This window comes from Borrelia sp. P9F1, from assembly GCF_030436115.1.
Classification (GTDB): domain Bacteria; phylum Spirochaetota; class Spirochaetia; order Borreliales; family Borreliaceae; genus Borrelia.
Window position 1 is genome coordinate 473,698 of sequence record NZ_CP129407.1, and the last position, 18,664, is coordinate 492,361.

An 18,664-nucleotide genomic window follows, 5' to 3' on the forward strand; every position below is an offset into this window, starting at 1 on the left:
ATCTATCCTACTATGATATTATAAATTTCTTTGTCGGTTTTAGCATTAAGCATTTCTTGTTTATTCAAATCAACTTTTCCTACAATAGATGCTAAAATGGGAGGATAGTTAACATAATCTTTTGCTGGGTATAGTATTAATATGAATATGTGGCTTAGATTTTTGTCAATAGCATTAAAATCAATCCCATTATGGCTTATTCCTATAGCTATATGCATCTTTTTGATTAAATTGGTCTTCAAATGTGGGATTGCAAATCCTTCTTTAAGTGCTGTAGTTATGATCTTTTCTCTTGCCATTAAATCTTGCAGTATCATCTCCTTGTCAATTTCAACTTCTATTACACTTAAGAGTTCCCTTAATGCTTCGATTTTATTTGTTGCTTTTAACTCTAGAATAATGTTTTCCCTTTTAATTCTTTTATTAAGTTTAATGTTCCTCAGTATTTTGTCATAATTTATTGAGTAGTCCAATTTTTTTGCGTTCAAAGAAACGGTTTTAACCTCTTCAGTTATTGTTTCTAAATGTAGAATGGTTTCCCTGAATAGGTCTTGTATTATCATTAAATGTTTATTTGGGCATTCAAATGTAATTTTACTTCCCTCTCTTTTGATTGATAAAGAAATGTCGTCTCGTCTTGCATTGATGTATTGTGAGAAATCATTCTTTACTTGTTGAGTGAAAAACCCCTCTTTCCTTAGTTCATTTTTTAAATCCCAAGTGAGTATTTTTGCTAAATTATCATATGCAAATGATACTGTAATTTGAGTATTTTTTTCTGTTCTTAACAATTTTCTTAATCCATTTTTGTTTACTTTAAACAGCAGATTTATTATTGGTGTTGAAATTATTGTTGGCAAGAAAACCATTATTATGACTATTCCAAATATTTTCTGACTTATGAAATCGGAAGAAAGTGCTACATTTGCAATAATTAATGATATCTCCCCCCTTGGAATCATCCCAAAAGCTATTCTTAATGCACCAAGTTTATTAAACCCTAGGAAACATGCTGGGATAAAGCAATATACAAGCTTAGTTGCTATTGCTACGCAACTAAGCAGGACTCCTAATACCAGAACTTCTTTTGATAGTATTTCGTTAATATCGGCCATAAGTCCTATTGATGTAAAAAATATTGGTATAAAAAATCTTTCAAATATTGTCAATTTGTCTTGAATTACATATACAATATCTGTTTTTGACATGGCAAGACCGAATACATAGGCTCCAATCACAAATGACATTCCTAAATTTTGGAAAAAACTTGAGACAATAAAAGTTAAGGCAATAGTTATGACAGTAGCTAGAGTAACACTATTTAACCTTTTAAGTAATTTTGAGATTGGTTCTGATAGTAAAATCAATATGAATGTTAGGCAGAGCCATATCAGTATGTTCTGGATTGTGGCCATAATTGAACTTGCAATATCAAGTTCTGAGATTGACCTTGCTATTGTTATTACACTTGTTAGCATTATCATGGAGAGGACATCATCAATTATTGAAGTAGATATTATTGTAACTCCCTCCGAGGTACTCATCTTTTTCTTAGCTGAGAGTATGCTAGCAGCAATCCCTGCTGAGGTAGGGGTTCCAATGATCCCTATAAAAAGAGATGTGGGACTAATGAGTTGGACATCAAAAAGAATCGTAGACACTAGTACGAAACTTAAAAAGGTACCAATGACCTCTGTAGCTCCTATTAGCCCTCCACGAGGTAGGAATTTAAGAAATAGCTTTAGATCAGTCTCAAGGCCTGCTGTGAAGAGAAGAATGATTGAAGCTATTGTTGAGACTGCAAATATTTCTTCGTTTATTAGGTAATTGTCCCCAACGCGAGTAATTCCTAATGGAAACAACAAAGGTATTTTAGTCTTTCCAAGAAACGTCGGACTTAAGATAATCCCGGCCGTTATTTGTCCTATAACTTTAGGTATCCCGAATTTCCCTACTAGGTTACCAAGGAAACTGGCGCCAATTACGATAACAGCCAGAGTCATTACAAACGAAGACATTTTAGCTTCAACATGATGGCTCGCATCTTGCACATAGTCTAGTGTTCCAAATGCAGCCATGGGGTTTAGAATGAGCAATATTTTATATAGGAACTTTACATTCATTATTTAATCTCTTCTTTAAAATTTGATTTTAATAGTTTTGATAGGTTTTCAATGACTTCGTTCTCTCCCTCTCCACTTGCTGTGATGGTTATCTTCTGTCTATATATGACTCCGAGTATGATGATTTCAACCGTAGATTTAGCATCGGCCTGCCTGCCGTCCTTTGTGACCAATTTTACATCGCAGGAAGGATACTTACTTGCAAGCAACGAAATCATGCTAGACGGCCTTGAATGAATGCCTTCTTTGTTGGTTATCTCGATTTCTACTGTTTGCATTTAATTTTACTTATTATTTTCTTTTTTATTTTTTTCTTTGTTTGCCGTGCTTTGAAGCCTATCCACCAGGCTTTCTATTAGTGGATACAACTCCTTACCCTTTTCTTCAATGTGGATTATTTTGCCCCAGTTAAAATGAAGATGGGCATCTATGTCAAAAATATCGTTCTCTTTTTTTACTGTGATTTTTAGGCTTTCTGAGTTTTGTTTGATATGAGTTCCAATTTTACCTAACTTTTTTAAAATAAAATCCTCTGTAGCAGCACTCAAGTGATAGTTGATAGCTTGTATTTTAGGTTCCATAACCCTCCCCCTCAAGTTTTAATTCATTCCTGTACTTGTTAACGGTCCTTCTTGAAATAGAGATTCCCTTGGATTTCAGTATATCAGAAATTCTACCATCAGACACCTTTTTACCTTTGGCTAGAATTCCTTTTATTACTAGTTTAATACTTAATTTTGAAAATTCATTTGTTTTTGCTCCCCCTGCTGAATTAAATAATTTTCTAACAGCGATTATGCCCCAGTCGAATTTTAGATATTTGTTTTTTATTGTTCTTGATATCGTTGATTTTGATAGGTTAATTTTTTCAGATATGTCAGCCAGTTTCATTGGTCTTAGACTCTTAAACCCTCTTCGTAAAAATTCTTTTTGCAGTGTAAAAATAGCTATTGCTACTTTAGCTAGTACTTCATCTCTGTATCTTAAAGATTCAATCAGCCATTTTGCTTGCCTATATTTTTTTAAATCTTTAACTTCAGGTTTTCTTAACTCTTTTTTAAAAATGTTTACTTCTTTAATTTTTATCTTAAGTTTATTATCTTTATTTATGACGATGATGTCAGGTTCAATGCAGTGATTTGTGTCTTTTATATCTTTAAATTCAAATGTTGGATTAGGATTAAGCGTAGTTTTAATTGTTTCAAGAGCTTGATTGAAAACTTCAGTATTAATTTTAAGTTCTTCCTTTATTTTTTCTTGACCATTATCCAGTAAATCTGCTCTTTCAAGAATTTTAATTACATTACTGTCTAATTTATGGTGTCTTGCTTGCAGTATTAGTGATTCTATTATGTTGAATACACAAATTCCTATGGGATCAAATTTTTGAATTAGTTCAATTATTTGAGTGACTTGTGGCCAATCTTCCTTTTTGAATAACTCATAGGGATTGATTATGTGAAATCCTTTGCTGTCTAAATTGTTTATTATAGTTTCTCCTATTTTAATCTCATCTTTACTCAATTTTTGAATTCTTAGTTGGAATAAAAGATGTTCTTTAAGAGATGGTTTAATTGATATTTTCTCCAGTGCAATTTCGTATTGGGTTTTAGTATTGTCATCTTCTTTATAGAAAAATTTCCTAAACTTATAGGTTCGCAGTGTTTCAAAAAATATTTGATTTGAGTCTACTTGAAGGTATTCGTTATTTTCAACCTCATTCAGTATAATCTTTACCAGAGCCTTTGTATCAAGACTTAGCATTTTGATTGTATTTATCTGGGATATGTGCAACCTTTGTGCTAGTTGCAGGGTTTGCTTAATCATCTCTACATAAAAATATATAGTATTCCACTAGATATTATCAGGATTGCAGGGCTAATTTTTTTGTAAACTAATAAAATAATTAAATTTAGTGCTGCAAGTGAAAAGCTCTTGAAAAATTCTGTACCACTATCACCTATTCTCATGAATATACTTTCAAGTAAAATAAATACGGTAATCAACCACAATGCTATAATTACAGGCCTTAAGCTTTCAAGATAATACTTTAGAAAACTTATTTTATGTAGTACCAGTGTGACAAGTGTAATAATTAGTAACGGTGCGGTGATTAATGCTATTGTGGCAACGACGGCACCACTAACTCCGGCAATTTTTGCACCCACATATGTTGCTATATTGGTAGCAATGGGCCCAGGAGTAATTCTAGATATTGTAATAATATTGATAAATTCTTCCTTTGTTATCCATTGCTTATTAGTAATTATTTCTTTATTAATTATTGCCGTAATTCCATTCCCTCCACCGAAATTTAGAATTCCTATTTTAAAGAAAGTTATAAACAGATTTATTAAAGTCAAATTTGAGCCTTGTTTTGAAAAAATCTTTTCTTTATTGTATGTGTTGTAAAACACACGAGTAAGAAGACTAGCAGTATGTATGTTATGTCTATACGTAATCCATATATTATGTATGTTACTCCCAAACATGTTACCCATTTGATTATTGATTTCCTCAGCATTTGTTTTGAGAATTCAAGTATAACTATTGACATTAGTATGGTTGATGATATTTTTGCCCCCTCAAGAAATTTTTCTAAATAAATGTTATTTGAATCTAAAGTTACATAGATTGCTAGTACTGTTATTACGACTATGGAAGGCAAGATCCCAGCTATAGTTAATAAGATTGCCCCCCTAAAGCCTTTAAGCTTTTTCCCAATTAAGAACGCAAAGTTTATGGCAGTTACTCCGGGAACTACATTGGATGTGGCAAGTATTTCATTGAAATCTTTTTCAGATATTAATTTTTTGTTATTCACGATTTTTTTCCTCAGTTCAGATATTATTAACAAGCCTCCCCCGATAGTCAGTGTCGTTATTTTAAGTACGAGGTAGAATAACTTAAATAAACCATATGACCCCTCTCTTGGTTCCTTCATGAGTCCCTCACTTTAAATTTAATGACTGGCATATCGGGTGTAATTATATCATGTTGCAGAATTTTATTTTGTGTTGTTTTATATGCTATAATTTGCTCGCTTATGAGTGATCAACCAATAACATCTAACGTAGTTAAGGAGGTATTTGTCTTTCAAAACTATGTTAATAAAGTTATTGAGAGCGTAATAGGCTACGGGTTTAAAATTCTTATGGCGGTTTTTGTATGGTATTGCCTAAGGACTATTATTAAGAAATTGAGTAAGTTATTTTTTAAAACTTTAGAAAGAGCAAAGTTGGAGACAAAGCTAGATTCTACTGTTTTTAATTTTTTAAAGTCTCTGTTTAGAGTAATGGTAGATATGGTTTTAATTTTGATCATTTTGCCTTATCTTGGGTTTTCTACAACTTCAATTTTTGCCGTATTTGGATCTTTAAGCATTGCAATTGGGCTTGCTGCTCAGGGAATTTTATCTAATTTTGTTAGTGGTTTAATTGTTCTAAACTCTAATTTTTTTAAAATCGGGGACTACATTAAATGTGATGATGTTGAGGGACAAGTAGACGATGTTCAGATATTTTTTACTACACTCAAGACTGTGGATGGCAAGGTTGTAAAGGTTCCAAATAGTAAATTTACAAACACATCAGTTGTTAATTTTTCTACAAATCCTAAAAGGAGGATTTCTTTTAGCTTCCAGGTGCCCTATAATACAGATATTGGGTTGCTTAAAGATAGAATAGAAAATTTGGCGTTTTCACTGGACAAAGAGCTATATGGCATTGTAGATCCTAGTGTTGTTGTAGAAAGCTATACCCCTTACTACATGGTTATGCAGGTAAGATGTTTTGTAAATACTGAACTTTTCTGGGATTTTCAGTATTTCATAGCAGAAAACATCAAGGTCGTTTTGGTCAACATGGGAATAAAATTCCCCATTCATATTATTGATTTTAACAAACTGTGTTAGTAATATGACTCTTAATTATTTCACAATAGTACTCTTCAATTTTTTCTATGAAAAACGAGCTTGAAAAGGAGGAAGAGCTTTCTTCTGTGTTTTTCTTAAAAGCCTTCAGTTTCTCCTCGTCTCCTATTATTTCGTTAATGTATTTGTGTATATCTTCATAATTGTCTATTAAGAAGCCATTTTTACCTTGTGAGATTACGTCTTTATATATTACATCGTTAATAAGTACAGCAGGTATTCCAGCGGTTAAAGCTTCAATTACTGTCATTGGATACACCTCGCTTTTTGATAAGCTTGCAAAGACATCAGAGATCTTATAGTAGTAATACATTTCTTCCCATGGAACTGTTCCAATAAGTATTATTTGTTTTTCAAGTTCAAACTTCTGTCTAAAACGCCTTATCTCGTTTTCTTCTCGTCCTTTTCCTATAAGAATTAATTTATAATTTTCGTTGTAAACCAAAAGTTTTCTTAAGTGTTCTATTAGTAAGTGTATATTTTTCTCTTTATTTAACCTGCCAACAAATACTATGATTTTATCATTTTCACATAGTCCATGTTTGTTTAAAATTTCTTTTCGCTTTGTTGTATCCATATCCATATGTTTTATGAAAAGATCTCTGTCAACTCCATTTGGAATTATTTTGTAATCGGACTGTTTTGCAAGCTTAAAATACTTGTCCCGTGCCTTAATTGATGGATAGATAAAATGATGTACTTGAGAGTAAAAATTTTTCATTATTTTGTCTGGATTGGTTAAATATTTTAAAACTCCTAAATAATGTAGATAAAAATCCCACATTGTATGATTTGTGTGCACTATTGGGATATTTTGTTCCAAAGCCATTCTTTTCCCAATCTTGCCCATCGTGAATTCGGAGTGGGTATGAATTATTTCAGGTTTATATTCACGTATTACCTTTCTTATTTGTGATTTGTTTGGGAAGGCTATTCTAGCATCTACCTTATGATTAAGTTTGATTGACAGACAACGGTAAACATTATTTTCCTTTAAAGGTGCTCTTCTGGAATTCGGACAAAAAATGTAAACAGCATGTCCTTTTTTTTCGAAACCTTCCTTAATTTGTTTTATAGACGTTGCTACCCCGTTTTTATCTGGAAGATATGTGTCCGTAAATATTGCAATTCTCATTTTCCTGCCCTAACGATTAAAGTATAATATATTTGTCAGTTGAATTATAATATTGTTTACATGCAAGAAGTCTACTTGTTATTGGGCAAAGAGCAGGGGTTAAAGGAAGCTTATTTAGAGGATATTTTAAAGAAGTTTAGCGCTTCGCATGGTGATTTGGCGGTGAATAAAGTTTTTCTGTCGGATTTGTCTTCAGTGGAGCTTTCTGAGTTGCTTTTAACTAATTCTTTTTTTGCAAAAAAAGAGGTTTTTATTGTTTATGAAGCTGAGAATTTAAAAAACAAGAAGGAATTAGAATTAATCTATAGTACCATTGCGAAATCTTTAAATAAGATTGTTATTTTTGTGTCCGTTGAAAATTCAGTTAGCTTTGATCCTAAGAATTCTTTGAAGCTAATTAAGAAAATTTTTTATGAGTTATCCAATCCTGATAAGTTTTTGTTCGTGAAGAAAAGTTTTTTTGAGCTTGGTGTGAAAGTTACAGATAAGGCCATAAACTTAATGCTTTTCATGCTGGAATCAGATACTAAAATTTTGAAATTTTATGTAAACTCCCTTTCTCTTCTTATTAAGAATAAAACTATTGATGAACATGATGTGAATTCTTGGATTAGCTATGTGAGACCGGAGAATTCTTTTTCTTTGTTTGAATCAATTTTAAAAAAAGATATGGAGAGTTCTTTAGTTAAGGTTAAATCCATTCTAGATCAAGGAGAAGATTTTGTTAGTTTGTTGATGAGTCTTGGTTGGCAATTTAGGAAGCTTTTAAAGATAAAGATAGATTTTCAAAATTCAGGTAATATCTCAGTTGTTTTTAAGAAAAATAAAATATTTTCCTCGCTAGAGAAAATTTATAGAATAGGACTTAAAAATTATTCAGATTTTGATATTAAATTTGTTTTAAAGGCATTTCATAAGTTTGATTTGTATTCAAGAATTTATGGTAAGAATTTACATTTGAATTTAGCATATTTTATGGTCTTTGTACTATTGAGACGAGATGAGACCATTCTTAGCAATTTTTCTTCTAAATTTAGGTGTGATTTTTAACAATGTTTGGTTTCAGATTGAAAGGGTCTGGTTTGAGTTTTGCGCAATTTAAGTTTTTGGCTTTATTCGTGTGTTTTTTTGTCTCTTGTGTGTCAAAGCATGAGGCTGAGCGGGCTGTACTGGTGGAATTTTTGGATTCTGTTAAAGATTTGCAAAATAATCCTGAAAAGTTTTATGGATTTCTCAATATTGCCAATGATGATGACATGGCTTCAAGGATTGCTGGGCTTGCAAAAGAGGCAAAAGATGACTTTATTCTTTATCCATTGTTTTTTAATAACATGAAATATGTAATTAAAGATAAAACCGTTGCTGCAGATGAGGTTAATTTTAAGGTTGAGATTAGAAATATTGAATTTAAAAGTGGCATGGAAAAATTTCTAAATAGGCTTAAAGAATTGGAATCAGAACTGGGAAGCATAAAAAATCTTTCAGTACATGAACGTAAAAGTCTATTTGATAAAGTGATAAATGATGTTGTAAATAGTTTAAGTGATTTAGATTATGTTTCAGTTTTACACACATTTAATCTGGTAAAAACAGAGGCTGGTAAGTATAAAATAGACCTATTGGGAGATGTTTCAACCACATCTGGCAGGAATAAGGTGCTTGGTGAACTTTTCTTAAAATTATCTCCTGGAATATCTCAAAAATCGTCAGGCAGTCATGATATTGTTGACTTAAAGGAAGGTCAGATTAAGGCCAATTAACTTGTAATGAAATCGTTGTATGCAAATTTTATAAGAGCAGATTGTTTTATAACCCCTTATTTTGTAAGTGTTTCTCTTCTGAAAATTTTTTTATTTTTTTTGCGAGCTCAATATTAATACTCATCTTTTCAGCTATTTCATTTTCAGTTAAGGACAATATATCTTCGTGTGTTCCAAGTGTTTTTAAAATATTTTTTGCAAGTTTTTCACCGATTCCCTCTATGTCACTGTAACTTAACTTTATCTTCCTGCTTAGCATACTATTAAACTTGTTTGCTCGCCTGTGAGCTTCATCTCGAACATTTTGTAATACTCTAAGAGCAGGATTCCCTTCTGCAAGGTTAATGCCTTGTGTTTTGTTTGGTACAAATATTGTTTCTTCTCTTTTTGCTAGTGCACAAATAGCTACCTTATCTGCAATTTTTAATCCTTTTAATATAGAGTAAACAGAACTTAATTGCCCTTTACCTCCGTCTATCAAGATTAGATCAGGAAGTTCTAAATTTTCATTGATTAGCTTTGTATATCTTCTCGATACAACCTCTCTTATTGACTTAAAATCATCAATTTCTCCGTTGCTTAATGAATTTATTCTATAAACTCTATATCCACTTTTGAGGGGTTTCCCCATAAAAAAGGTAACCAAAGATGCTACTGTTTTGTGTCCATTAATATGGGAAATATCAAATCCCTCAATTATTTTTGGGAGTTTTTTCATTTCAAGAATAATTCTTAAATTTTCTAGTGCTTTGTTCTTCTCATTTTCATATTCTTTTAGTGCGATTTCTGCATTAGAAATTGCCATTTCCATTATTTTTACGGTATTTCTAGACTCTTCATAAATGATCTCAGGTTGTGTGTTTTTAAGTTCACTTATTAGTTTAGTAATATTTGTAGTCTCAATATCTTTGAAAACGTATATCTTGTTGGGTACTATCATGTTCACGGAGGTGTAGTACTGAACTAAAAATTCTGCTACTAGTTCGTCCTCTTCATATATACTCTCGTCAAAATTGATATCTTTTTCTACTAATTTTCCGTCTCTGTATTTAAGTATTACTATAACATTTAGCGTGGCGGATTTGTAAATGTATACGTAGTCTGCGCTCAGCTTGTTAATTTTTGTAATTATTTGAGTTTGACTTAATTCTATTAACGATTTTTTAGTTTCTTTTAATTTTATTGCTTGTTCAAAATCTTCTTTTTTAATTACCTCTTTCATTTTTCTTTCAATTTCATCTAGAAGTTCAGATATGTTTCCACTTAATATTGATCTTATTTTGTTTATTTCCTTTCCGTATTCTTCTTCAAGGTCATCTCTGTAACACACTCCAAGACATTGGCCCATGTGAAAGTAAAGACATGGAGTGTTTGATTTACTTTTGCATTTTCTAGTTTTAAACGTTTTATTAATGAGATCTAGTGCTAGATCTAAGTTTTTTGCATTAACATATGGCCCAAAATACTCACTTCTGTCATTTATTATTTTTCTAGTTTTAAAGACTCTTGGATACTTTTCGCGAGTTATTCTTATCATAGGGTATCCCTTATCATCTTTTAACTTGATGTTGTAGTCCGGTTTGTGCTCTTTTATCAAATTGCATTCTAAAAGTAAAGCCTCATATTCACTATTTGTAGTAATTATGTCTATTCTTTCTACATTTCTCATCAGTATTTTTGTTTTGTGGCCATTTCTTTCCAGGAAATAGCTCTTTACTCTTGCTCTTAAATTTTTTGCTTTCCCAATGTACAGTATCCTACCGGATGCAGAGTACATTTTATAACACCCACTAGTAGTCGGAAATCTCTGTACTTTCTCATACAAGCCCTGTAAACGTTCGATCATGTTGCCTCACCGTTGCTTGTTTAAGTAATCATTTTTACTTTTGTGATATAATACTATATCATGTCTGGGTAAATTGTTAAGCGCGTTGTTTTTGTATTTGAAAAGCTGAAGGTATGTTGTAATGAGATTTGTTTTTGCATTTTTGTTGTTTTTTTTGTGTTTTGGTTGCGTTTTTTCGCAAGAGCTTAAGTTAATTCTTGATTCGAAAGAGGGCTTTAAGTTTATTCAGGAATCTCATAATGTTAGCTTTGAGAAGGATAATAGGGGCATTCTTGGAATTTATTTGGATAGACATAGGGGTGTTCTGGATTTTAGTAACATTGATTTGCGGTTGGAAATTGAGAAAGATAGTCTTCTTGAAGATACTTCTTTAAATTATTTTGTTGACTCAAGTAATGCCAAGATTTCAAATTCTTTTCATAACATTTCAGGTAATTCTTTAATTTTTTATTCAAGTAGAAACACTCTTAGGCTTAGGCCAATAACTAAGAAGGCTTTTTTTTATTCAGGCAACGTGATTTCCGATTTTACCATTCAGTTTTGGTTGTACCGTACCACTTCTGTTACCGGAGAAATGATTGTGAGTTGGAATGGATATAAGAATGTCAAGGGCGCTTGGTTGGACCAAGCTATTCGGTTGGAGAGTGAAGAAGGAACTTTTGTTTGGAGCTTTAACAATGTATTTTTGAATGAAAGAGGAGATCCTATTAAGGTTAAGATAAAAAGTGATGACGATTTTGTTCCAAAAGAATGGCATTTACATACCATAAGGTATAAGCAGAAAGAGGGATTGCTCGAATATTTAATAGATTCTAGACCACAAGCTGTAGAGTATGTTACGAACGATAGAAGAGAGGGTTCTGGTTATTTATTAAGTATTGGTAATTTTATTGATTTTACTTTAGGGCAGTATTTTACAGGAGCTATTGAAAATTTTGAAATTCATAAGAGTTTCGAGGAAGTAAGTAATGCTTTTTTCTCAAGAGATAAGGGGTACATTATTACCGAACCGATAAGGTTGTCTAAGGATTATTCTCAAATTCTTTCTATTGATTTTGACAGTATGAAACCTAAAGATACAGAGATTGTTTATTACTATAGGCTAGATAACAAGGTGTTTTATGGGACAAATGTGAGGGGGGGAGGAATCAGGAAGAATTTGACGGGGGATTGGATTCATTTTGACCCTAAGATAGGATTTCCTGAATCTAGTGTGTCAAAATATATACAGCTTAAGGTTGAATTTTATCCTAATGGCAATCCTCTAGATAGCCCAGCTCTTTATAGCATGATGCTTACTTATATACCTGAAGCAGCTCCTTTCCCGCCTGTGATAACAAAAGCTGTTCCAAGTTCGGGAGAGGTATTTATTGAATGGGTTCCTGTCATTAGTAGCAATATTTTGGGTTACTACATTTACATAGGGTCTAGTCCTGGTAATTATCATGGTAAATCTGGGGGTGTGTTGTCGTCTCCTATTGATGTAGGCAATAAAACTGCTTTCAAAATTACAGGACTTGAGGATGGGAGACTTTATTACATTAGTGTTGCTTCTTATAGTTTAGACAAGAGAGTAAATGAAACTTCATTTTCAAAAGAAATTTCCGTAAGGCCTATGGAGATATTTAAAAAGTATGAATAATGGTGATTTTGAGAGGGCGTTGGAGTTTTATAAGAAGGGCGATTTCACAAATGCTCTTCTCAATTTGGATGTTTTTGACGATAATTTTGATTCTCTATCCCTTAAAGCTCTAATTTATTTTAGACTTAAGGATTATAAGGCACTTTTGTATATTTTAGATACTTATCCTGTTTTGAGTGAGTGTAGATTTTTAATTAAGCTTTTAAATTATGGCAAATTTGAAGGACATGTTGATGAATTGAATTATTTTGAAAATTATAATCTTGGTGTTTTTTATTTTGGACTAAAAAAATACGAAAATTCTCTGGCTTGTTTTTTAAAGGCTAGTGAGCAAAACTCTAGTCTTATTCAAGCTGTTAATAATGCTGCTGTTTTGCTTGAAATGTTAAACAGAAGAGAAGATGCCAATCGTAGTATCCTTAGGGCCATGGATATAGACAAAGATAATCCTCTTGTTAAATTAAATGGATGGATTTTAGAGAACAACTTTGCATTTGAAGGCGCAAAGCCTTTAGAAATTGAGGAGAGTTTTTGCGGAGCTAATCTTGCTCTTGTTGTTAACTATTTAATATACCACCTCTACGTTATAGGAGAGATAGGAAGTGCGGTTAAGCTTTCTGAGAGGTTTTTAACGGACTCTAGTTATTCTAAGTATATTTGGCATAATAGAGCCACCGTTTTGCATAAAATAGGGAACATGACACAGGCTACCAAATCTTACGTGAGAGCTATCTTAAGCTTTCCCAATATTTATACAATATATAATATGCACATAGCTACGGTAGATCTCTTAAATTTTTCTCCTAGGAAAGCTATTGAGAGAATGGTCTTGGATTACCCTGATATGGACTTGGTTTGTTTTTATGCTTTTTTGTTTTTCTTAAGGAACCGTGATCTTGAAGACGCATATTTTTATATGAAAAAGCTTTGCGCACTTAAACCAGGAATTTACTCCGAATTTTTAAAGTTACTTGAGGCTAGGGAAGATGTTTTGATTGAAGAACTTTTAGAAGAGTTGGCAATGTTTTTAAAGGGTAATTGGGTATTAGAGTATTTGTTTTTTATTGATAATTCCTTAAATTTAAAAGATCCTGTTTTTGTGTTCGATTATGATATTAGAATTTGTCCATATATTTGGAAAATTAAGGACGAACACATTGAGCTTAGAGTTAACAGTAATGAAATTTCTATTACTAGAGAGATTTTATTAAATGAGCTTGGGAGCATTAACACTGATGTTTCAGTTAAAGAAATTAAGGATTTAATTGGTGCTTATAGGGATTTTAGCATTAATTGTTAATATGAGCATTTGTATTGTTTGTTGACATTGTTATTTGTCTAATATACTATTTATTAGTACTTAAGGAGAGATGCCAGAGTGGCCGAATGGGGCTTCCTGCTAAGAAGTTGTCCTTTTAAAAGGGGACCATGGGTTCGAATCCCATTCTCTCCGTAGGATCTCTTGTTGAGTGCCTTGACGAGAATTTCTTTGATTTAAAAATGTGTAGTGATTCGGGAGAGGTGGCAGAGTGGTTGAATGCTACGGTCTTGAAAACCGTCGTAGGTGTGAACCTACCGTGAGTTCGAATCTCACCCTCTCCGTTTGGTTATAGGACACCCAGAGCTGAGCATTGGTTTTCTAGTTCTCGGTGTTTTTGTTGATTGGAAATGTAAATTCGATCTTTCCGCTTGCATGGTTGCTTATTGTAAGTGGGTCGTAGAAGAAAATTACATTATTGTTTTTAAAGTAGTATTTGTTTTTTTGAAAGATCTCTTCATAGCTATTGTTAAATAGGTCGTGATTGAGAGTGCTTCTGCCAAACTCTTTAATTTCTTTTTTCACTTGTTCTTTCAGTACTTGAATCAAAGAATCTAATTGGTCTTTTGAAATGATGTCTGATATTTGTATTATTCTATTTCCCTTCAGATTGATGGGATGGTACGTTGTAATTCCATTTGCAGCCCCTTGTTCTATTGTGTACTGTGAGTACAGGATTGATGTTATTTGAAGGTCTTCATTTTTAAATATTTCAAATTCAGAATGATAAAAATATTCATGCTCAGTTTCTTTTGAGTTTTTTTTCTCTAAACTTGCGTTTTCCTTATAAACTTTCCATTCTTTTATAAGGTTTTCAAGACCAAGATCTAATCCTAATATCATTGGAACCTGGGCATCTATGTGAAAGATATTGTTATTTTGATCAGTGTCAGTTTTTTTTATAATTTTTGTTTCAATACTGATTTCATTTTTTTCTGTATCTTTTCCTGATTTTGAGCAGGAAATAAGCAACAAAAGTACTGTAATGATAGCTGAAAATTTGATCGTCATCCGTTTCTCCTTTAGCAAATAATTGTTCCTAAGCTCTTGAACCTAAAGATACCTGACAGATATCTGTTTGTGCTTTGTAAGTTAAATTTATTGTAATAAATAATGTTTTTTATTACAATAAATTTAATATTTGTTGTGCCCATAGCTCAGCTGGACAGAGCGTTAGATTGCGGTTCTGAAGGTCAGAGGTTCGAGTCCTCTTGGGCACGGAAGTTGCTGAGTTTGGAGAGATGGCTGAGTGGCTGAAGGCGCGCGCTTGGAAAGCGTGTATACATGTAAGTGTATCATGGGTTCGAATCCCATTCTTTCCGATTCCTAGGACCCGCACTATTAAGGATTGCCTAATCCCGTCAGGACTGGAAGGTAGCAGCGGTAAGTAATTGCTTGGTGAGTGCGTACGTCTTAGGTTTAGCTTTGTTTGGGTAGGTAATGTTTTCTTTGGGTTGGCACTTTGTGGGTATTAACGGTGCGCTGTGTCGTTTAAAAAGTGGTCTTTTTCTATTTAGTGAGTTGTGTTTTTGCATCTAGGGTTTGGATTGAGATTTTGTTTGTGTATGGAGAGATGAGATGATATCTTTAAGGGGCACTGCTATTAAGAGGCGTCCTAGGGATTTTAATTCTCTTGAGGGACAGGATTTTGTTGCTGAGACTTTAAAACATTCAATAGAAAACAATAAGATAGCTAATGCTTACATATTTTCAGGTCCACGAGGTGTTGGTAAGACTTCCTCTGCAAGAGCCTTTGCTAGGTGTTTAAATTGTAAAACAGGTCCAACGATTACTCCCTGCGGAGTATGTAGCAGTTGTAAGTCCATTGATAATGACAATAGTCTTGATATTATTGAAATTGATGGTGCCTCAAATACTTCTGTACAAGATGTTAGGCAAATTAAGGAAGAAATAATGTTTCCTCCTGCTACTTCGAATTATAGAATCTATATTATTGATGAAGTGCATATGCTTTCAAACTCCGCTTTTAATGCCCTTTTAAAGACAATCGAAGAACCCCCTGGTTATATTGTTTTTATTTTTGCGACTACAGAAGTACATAAACTTCCCGATACAATCAAGAGTAGATGTCAACATTTTAATTTTAGGCTATTACCTTTAAATAAGATTTATGAGATGTTAAAGCGAATTTGTCTTGAAGATGATATTAAATATGAAGACGAAGCGTTGACATGGATTGCATACAAGAGCGGAGGGAGCGTAAGAGATTCTTATACACTTTTTGATCAAATTGTTTCTTTTAGCAATTCTGATATAAAGCTTGAACAAATAAAATCTAAGATGGGATTGGCTAGTGATGAATTTTTGGAAAAATTAGCATTAAGTATCCTTGATGAGGATTTAAAAGAGTTGATTTATGTCCTAGACGAAGCTTTCTTGACGGGGATTTCATGTGAGCAGTTTCTTCTTGATGTAATTGAATTTTTTAGAGAAATATTGTTTTTGAAACTAGATATTAAAAAACTTGCTTTTATTGGGGTTAAATCTGAGTCTTTAAAATCAAAATTATTAGAGTTTGATTTAAACCACGTTGAAAGGAGTATTAGTATATTGCTTGACACTTACAGGGATTTGCAGTTTTCGGTAAATCCTAGGTATGAACTTGAGATTAGTCTTATTAAAATAGTTAGAATTAAGGGTTATGTACCAAATCATGTTTTAATTAAACAAATACAAAGCATTGAAGATAGAGTTTGTAGTGAGGTTGGGCTTAGCGTAGCTGATGTTGACTTAGACTTGGGGGTAAAAAGTGTTGACGCAATGGATGAGTCAGATAAAAGTGGTTTTGCTTCCTTAAAATCTAGGGTGGAGCCTGTTGAAAATTTAGATTCTGATTCTATTGATGATATTTTCATAGAGACGGAAGACGACTTTAATAAGTTAGAAGAGAGTGATAAAATCAAGGAGAGGTTTGTTTATTTCGTATCTAAGTATGTGCAAACTCTAATGTATTCGGGAGAGATTTTGATTGAGAATGGTGTACTTTATTATAGAGTTTTTAGTCTATTTGAGTATAATCAACTTCAGGCTTATCAAGGTGAGATAAGAACTGAATTCTGCAAGGAATTTCCTGAATTAGAGGTTGTATTTCAGAGCCATTTTAATAATAGTGATGATGGGTTTGAAGGCGACGTGGTGAGAATTAAAAACATTTTTGGAGCAGTTGAGGTGAAGGAGTAGAGTATGGCAGTCAATCCGTTAGATTTTTTAAAAAATATGTCAAACCTTAAGGATAATGTTGACAGTATTAAAAAGGAAATGTCTCAGATTGTTGTTTATGGCAAAGCGGGGAGCGATGTTATTGTTGTTGAGATGAATGGAGAATTTTTTGTTAAAAAGGTCACAGTTAAGGAAGAATTTTTTAGTGATTTGGACAATGAAGCTCTTGAGCAGATGATAAAGGCGGCTTTTAATGATGCCATTTTCAAGGTTAAGGAAGAGCTAAAGTCAAAGGCAATGGGTTCTATTCCGTTTGGGATTTAAGATTTGATTATAAAAGATTTAATTAACTTAATTTCTAGGTTGCCAGGTATAGGCAAAAAAACAGCAGTAAGGATGGTTTATGATATTTTATCTAGCAGCGAGGAGTATGCGAAAAATCTTGGTCAAAGTTTAATTAATCTTCATTCTAGGATAAGGAAATGCAAGAATTGTTATAATTTTACTGAGGGAGAATTTTGTGACATTTGTATAGATTTAAATAGAAATAGAGGCTTGATTTGTGTTGTGGAAACACCACAAGACTTGGAAGTTATTGAGTCTACCAGAGAGTACGATGGGGTCTATTTTGTGCTTCATGGACACCTTGATCCTTTAAAAGACATTGGTCCTGGTAAACTAAATCTTGATAAATTGGCAGGATATGCCAGAGGACTTGGGGCACTGGAGGTGGTTGTTGCTACAGAGTTTAGTATTGAGGGAGATGTAACAGCCAATTATATTAAGAGTATTTTAAAGGATTTAGATATTAATGTTACAAGAATAGCTTCTGGGCTTCCTGTTGGAGGAAGTGTTAGTAGTTCAGACAAAGTTACTACTCTTAGGGCATTTCGGCTAAGACTTAAAATATAAATGGTGATTTATTGTCAGGATGGCGAATGGGTTTGATGTGTAGTAGCAATCGTTATTAATTAATTAGTTTAATTTATGATTTTAAGGATAAGTTTTACTTATGGTGGTCTTTATTTTATTGTAAGGCATATTACTTGAAATATAATGGAATATTCATGTGAGTTGTTTTATCCTGTTGTTAGTCTTTATAATGTATGCGTCTTGAAACGGGTATTTATTAACAAGGTTAATTATAATTTGTAATTGGCTTGACTTGTATTTTAAAATGAGGAGGTTTTTGTGTCTAGTTTAATACAAAAGACTTTATGTATTATTAAGCCCGATGGTGTTAGAAGAGGTTTAATTGGTAGTGTAATTGCTAGGTTAGAGAGATCGGGGTTAAAAATTGTAGCTACTAAGATGGTTTTAGCTAATAGGAAAATGGCAGAGGAACATTATTTGTATGATGATATTGCTGCAAGGCATGGAGAAATTGTTTGGCAGTCTTTAATTGATTTTATAATGAGTTCTCCGGTGTTTGCGTTTGTGGTTGAAGGCGTTGAATCTATTGAAGTTGTCAGAAAGCTTTGTGGTTCTACAGAGCCAAAAACGGCTTCCCCTGGTACAATAAGGGGTGATTTTTCCTATCATAGTTTTAACTATGCAAATGAGAAAAAGTTTTCAATTTATAATGTCATTCATGCTGCAGCTAATGTTGAAGATGCTCTTCGTGAGATACCGATTTGGTTTAAAGAAAATGAAATTTTTGCTTATAAAAGGAACGATGAGATTGAACATTATTATGATTAATTTTTGATGTTTGGGTAGAAAACATTTA

At 32.6% G+C, this 18,664-nt stretch carries 18 protein-coding genes, 4 tRNA genes and 1 other RNA gene; 14 read left to right on the top strand and 9 right to left on the bottom strand.

The window, feature by feature from the left end; all coding sequences use genetic code 11:
* Positions 1 to 2 precede the first annotated feature (2 nt).
* From QYZ68_RS02275 to QYZ68_RS02300, 6 genes are read right to left on the bottom strand one after another with little or no spacing between them, the layout of a single operon-like run.
* Entirely contained in the window at positions 3 to 2,078 is a 2,076-nt protein-coding gene (locus tag QYZ68_RS02275; protein WP_476390637.1) for a cation:proton antiporter domain-containing protein, read from the bottom strand.
* Positions 2,079 to 2,122: 44 nt separating this feature from the next.
* A complete protein-coding gene (locus QYZ68_RS02280; RefSeq protein ID WP_301383963.1) occupies positions 2,123 to 2,401 on the bottom strand; it encodes an HPr family phosphocarrier protein in 279 nt (92 codons plus the stop codon).
* 6 nt (positions 2,402 to 2,407) lie between these two features.
* Positions 2,408 to 2,704 carry an HPF/RaiA family ribosome-associated protein gene (locus tag QYZ68_RS02285; protein ID WP_301383964.1) on the bottom strand — a complete coding sequence of 99 codons (297 nt, stop codon included), beginning with the start codon at positions 2,702 to 2,704 and terminating at the stop codon, positions 2,408 to 2,410.
* Entirely contained in the window at positions 2,694 to 3,950 is a 1,257-nt protein-coding gene (rpoN, locus tag QYZ68_RS02290) for an RNA polymerase factor sigma-54 (protein ID WP_301383965.1), read from the bottom strand. The genes QYZ68_RS02285 and rpoN overlap by 11 nt, the downstream gene beginning before the upstream one ends.
* Positions 3,951 to 3,952: 2 nt before the next feature.
* Positions 3,953 to 4,486: a chromate transporter gene (locus tag QYZ68_RS02295; protein WP_367317277.1), complete on the bottom strand. Its 534-nt coding sequence runs from the start codon at positions 4,484 to 4,486 to the stop codon at positions 3,953 to 3,955.
* Positions 4,483 to 5,067 (bottom strand): chromate transporter, encoded by a 585-nt coding sequence (locus QYZ68_RS02300; protein ID WP_301383967.1) that lies wholly within the window; start codon positions 5,065 to 5,067, stop codon positions 4,483 to 4,485. Before QYZ68_RS02300 ends, QYZ68_RS02295 begins: the two co-directional genes overlap by 4 nt.
* Positions 5,068 to 5,169: 102 nt before the next feature.
* Here QYZ68_RS02300 and QYZ68_RS02305 point away from each other — a divergent pair, with 102 nt between their 5' ends.
* The gene (locus QYZ68_RS02305) at positions 5,170 to 6,036 is read left to right on the top strand and encodes a mechanosensitive ion channel family protein (protein ID WP_301383968.1); all 867 of its coding nucleotides are present in this window, start codon (positions 5,170 to 5,172) and stop codon (positions 6,034 to 6,036) included.
* Here the strand turns inward: QYZ68_RS02305 and QYZ68_RS02310 are convergent.
* Positions 6,020 to 7,189, bottom strand: coding sequence for a glycosyltransferase (locus QYZ68_RS02310; RefSeq protein WP_301383969.1), 1,170 nt, complete (start codon positions 7,187 to 7,189; stop codon positions 6,020 to 6,022). The two genes, QYZ68_RS02305 and QYZ68_RS02310, sit on opposite strands and share 17 nt — an antisense overlap.
* Positions 7,190 to 7,249: 60 nt before the next feature.
* Between QYZ68_RS02310 and holA the strand changes: the two genes are divergently transcribed.
* Positions 7,250 to 8,239, top strand: a complete 990-nt coding sequence (gene holA, locus QYZ68_RS02315) for a DNA polymerase III subunit delta (protein ID WP_301383970.1) — start codon at positions 7,250 to 7,252, stop codon at positions 8,237 to 8,239.
* 32 nt (positions 8,240 to 8,271) lie between these two features.
* On the top strand, positions 8,272 to 8,949 hold the full coding sequence (locus QYZ68_RS02320) for a hypothetical protein (protein WP_301383971.1): 678 nt from the start codon (positions 8,272 to 8,274) through the stop codon (positions 8,947 to 8,949).
* A gap of 46 nt (positions 8,950 to 8,995) precedes the next feature.
* Here the strand turns inward: QYZ68_RS02320 and uvrC are convergent, their stop codons facing one another.
* Positions 8,996 to 10,795, bottom strand: a complete 1,800-nt coding sequence (gene uvrC / locus QYZ68_RS02325; RefSeq protein WP_301383972.1) for an excinuclease ABC subunit UvrC — start codon at positions 10,793 to 10,795, stop codon at positions 8,996 to 8,998.
* A gap of 121 nt (positions 10,796 to 10,916) precedes the next feature.
* On the opposite strand from uvrC, the gene QYZ68_RS02330 reads away from it, so the two are divergent.
* From QYZ68_RS02330 to QYZ68_RS02345, 4 genes are all read left to right on the top strand, one after another.
* The gene (locus QYZ68_RS02330; protein ID WP_301383973.1) at positions 10,917 to 12,437 is read left to right on the top strand and encodes a fibronectin type III domain-containing protein; all 1,521 of its coding nucleotides are present in this window, start codon (positions 10,917 to 10,919) and stop codon (positions 12,435 to 12,437) included.
* On the top strand, positions 12,430 to 13,737 hold the full coding sequence (locus QYZ68_RS02335) for a tetratricopeptide repeat protein (RefSeq protein ID WP_301383974.1): 1,308 nt from the start codon (positions 12,430 to 12,432) through the stop codon (positions 13,735 to 13,737). Before QYZ68_RS02330 ends, QYZ68_RS02335 begins: the two co-directional genes overlap by 8 nt.
* A 64-nt stretch (positions 13,738 to 13,801) precedes the next feature.
* Positions 13,802 to 13,890 (top strand) — tRNA-Ser (locus QYZ68_RS02340).
* 62 nt (positions 13,891 to 13,952) lie between these two features.
* A tRNA-Ser gene (locus QYZ68_RS02345) sits at positions 13,953 to 14,039 on the top strand.
* A gap of 37 nt (positions 14,040 to 14,076) precedes the next feature.
* Here the strand turns inward: QYZ68_RS02345 and QYZ68_RS02350 are convergent.
* Positions 14,077 to 14,766 (bottom strand): RsiV family protein, encoded by a 690-nt coding sequence (locus QYZ68_RS02350; RefSeq protein ID WP_301383975.1) that lies wholly within the window; start codon positions 14,764 to 14,766, stop codon positions 14,077 to 14,079.
* 135 nt (positions 14,767 to 14,901) lie between these two features.
* Between QYZ68_RS02350 and QYZ68_RS02355 the strand changes: the two genes are divergently transcribed.
* The 7 genes from QYZ68_RS02355 (at position 14,902) to QYZ68_RS02385 (ending at position 18,636) form a co-directional block, all read left to right on the top strand.
* A tRNA-Arg gene (locus tag QYZ68_RS02355) sits at positions 14,902 to 14,975 on the top strand.
* Between the two features lie 15 nt (positions 14,976 to 14,990).
* Positions 14,991 to 15,077: transfer RNA gene (locus QYZ68_RS02360), tRNA-Ser, on the top strand.
* Between the two features lie 2 nt (positions 15,078 to 15,079).
* Positions 15,080 to 15,177, top strand: an RNA gene (ffs, locus tag QYZ68_RS02365) — signal recognition particle sRNA small type.
* 156 nt (positions 15,178 to 15,333) lie between these two features.
* The gene (gene dnaX / locus QYZ68_RS02370; RefSeq protein ID WP_301383976.1) at positions 15,334 to 16,956 is read left to right on the top strand and encodes a DNA polymerase III subunit gamma/tau; all 1,623 of its coding nucleotides are present in this window, start codon (positions 15,334 to 15,336) and stop codon (positions 16,954 to 16,956) included.
* 3 nt (positions 16,957 to 16,959) lie between these two features.
* The gene (locus tag QYZ68_RS02375; RefSeq protein ID WP_301383977.1) at positions 16,960 to 17,259 is read left to right on the top strand and encodes a YbaB/EbfC family nucleoid-associated protein; all 300 of its coding nucleotides are present in this window, start codon (positions 16,960 to 16,962) and stop codon (positions 17,257 to 17,259) included.
* A gap of 3 nt (positions 17,260 to 17,262) precedes the next feature.
* The gene (recR, locus tag QYZ68_RS02380; RefSeq protein WP_301383978.1) at positions 17,263 to 17,847 is read left to right on the top strand and encodes a recombination mediator RecR; all 585 of its coding nucleotides are present in this window, start codon (positions 17,263 to 17,265) and stop codon (positions 17,845 to 17,847) included.
* A gap of 279 nt (positions 17,848 to 18,126) precedes the next feature.
* On the top strand, positions 18,127 to 18,636 hold the full coding sequence (locus tag QYZ68_RS02385) for a nucleoside-diphosphate kinase (protein WP_301383979.1): 510 nt from the start codon (positions 18,127 to 18,129) through the stop codon (positions 18,634 to 18,636).
* The last annotated feature ends 28 nt before the right edge of the window (positions 18,637 to 18,664 follow it).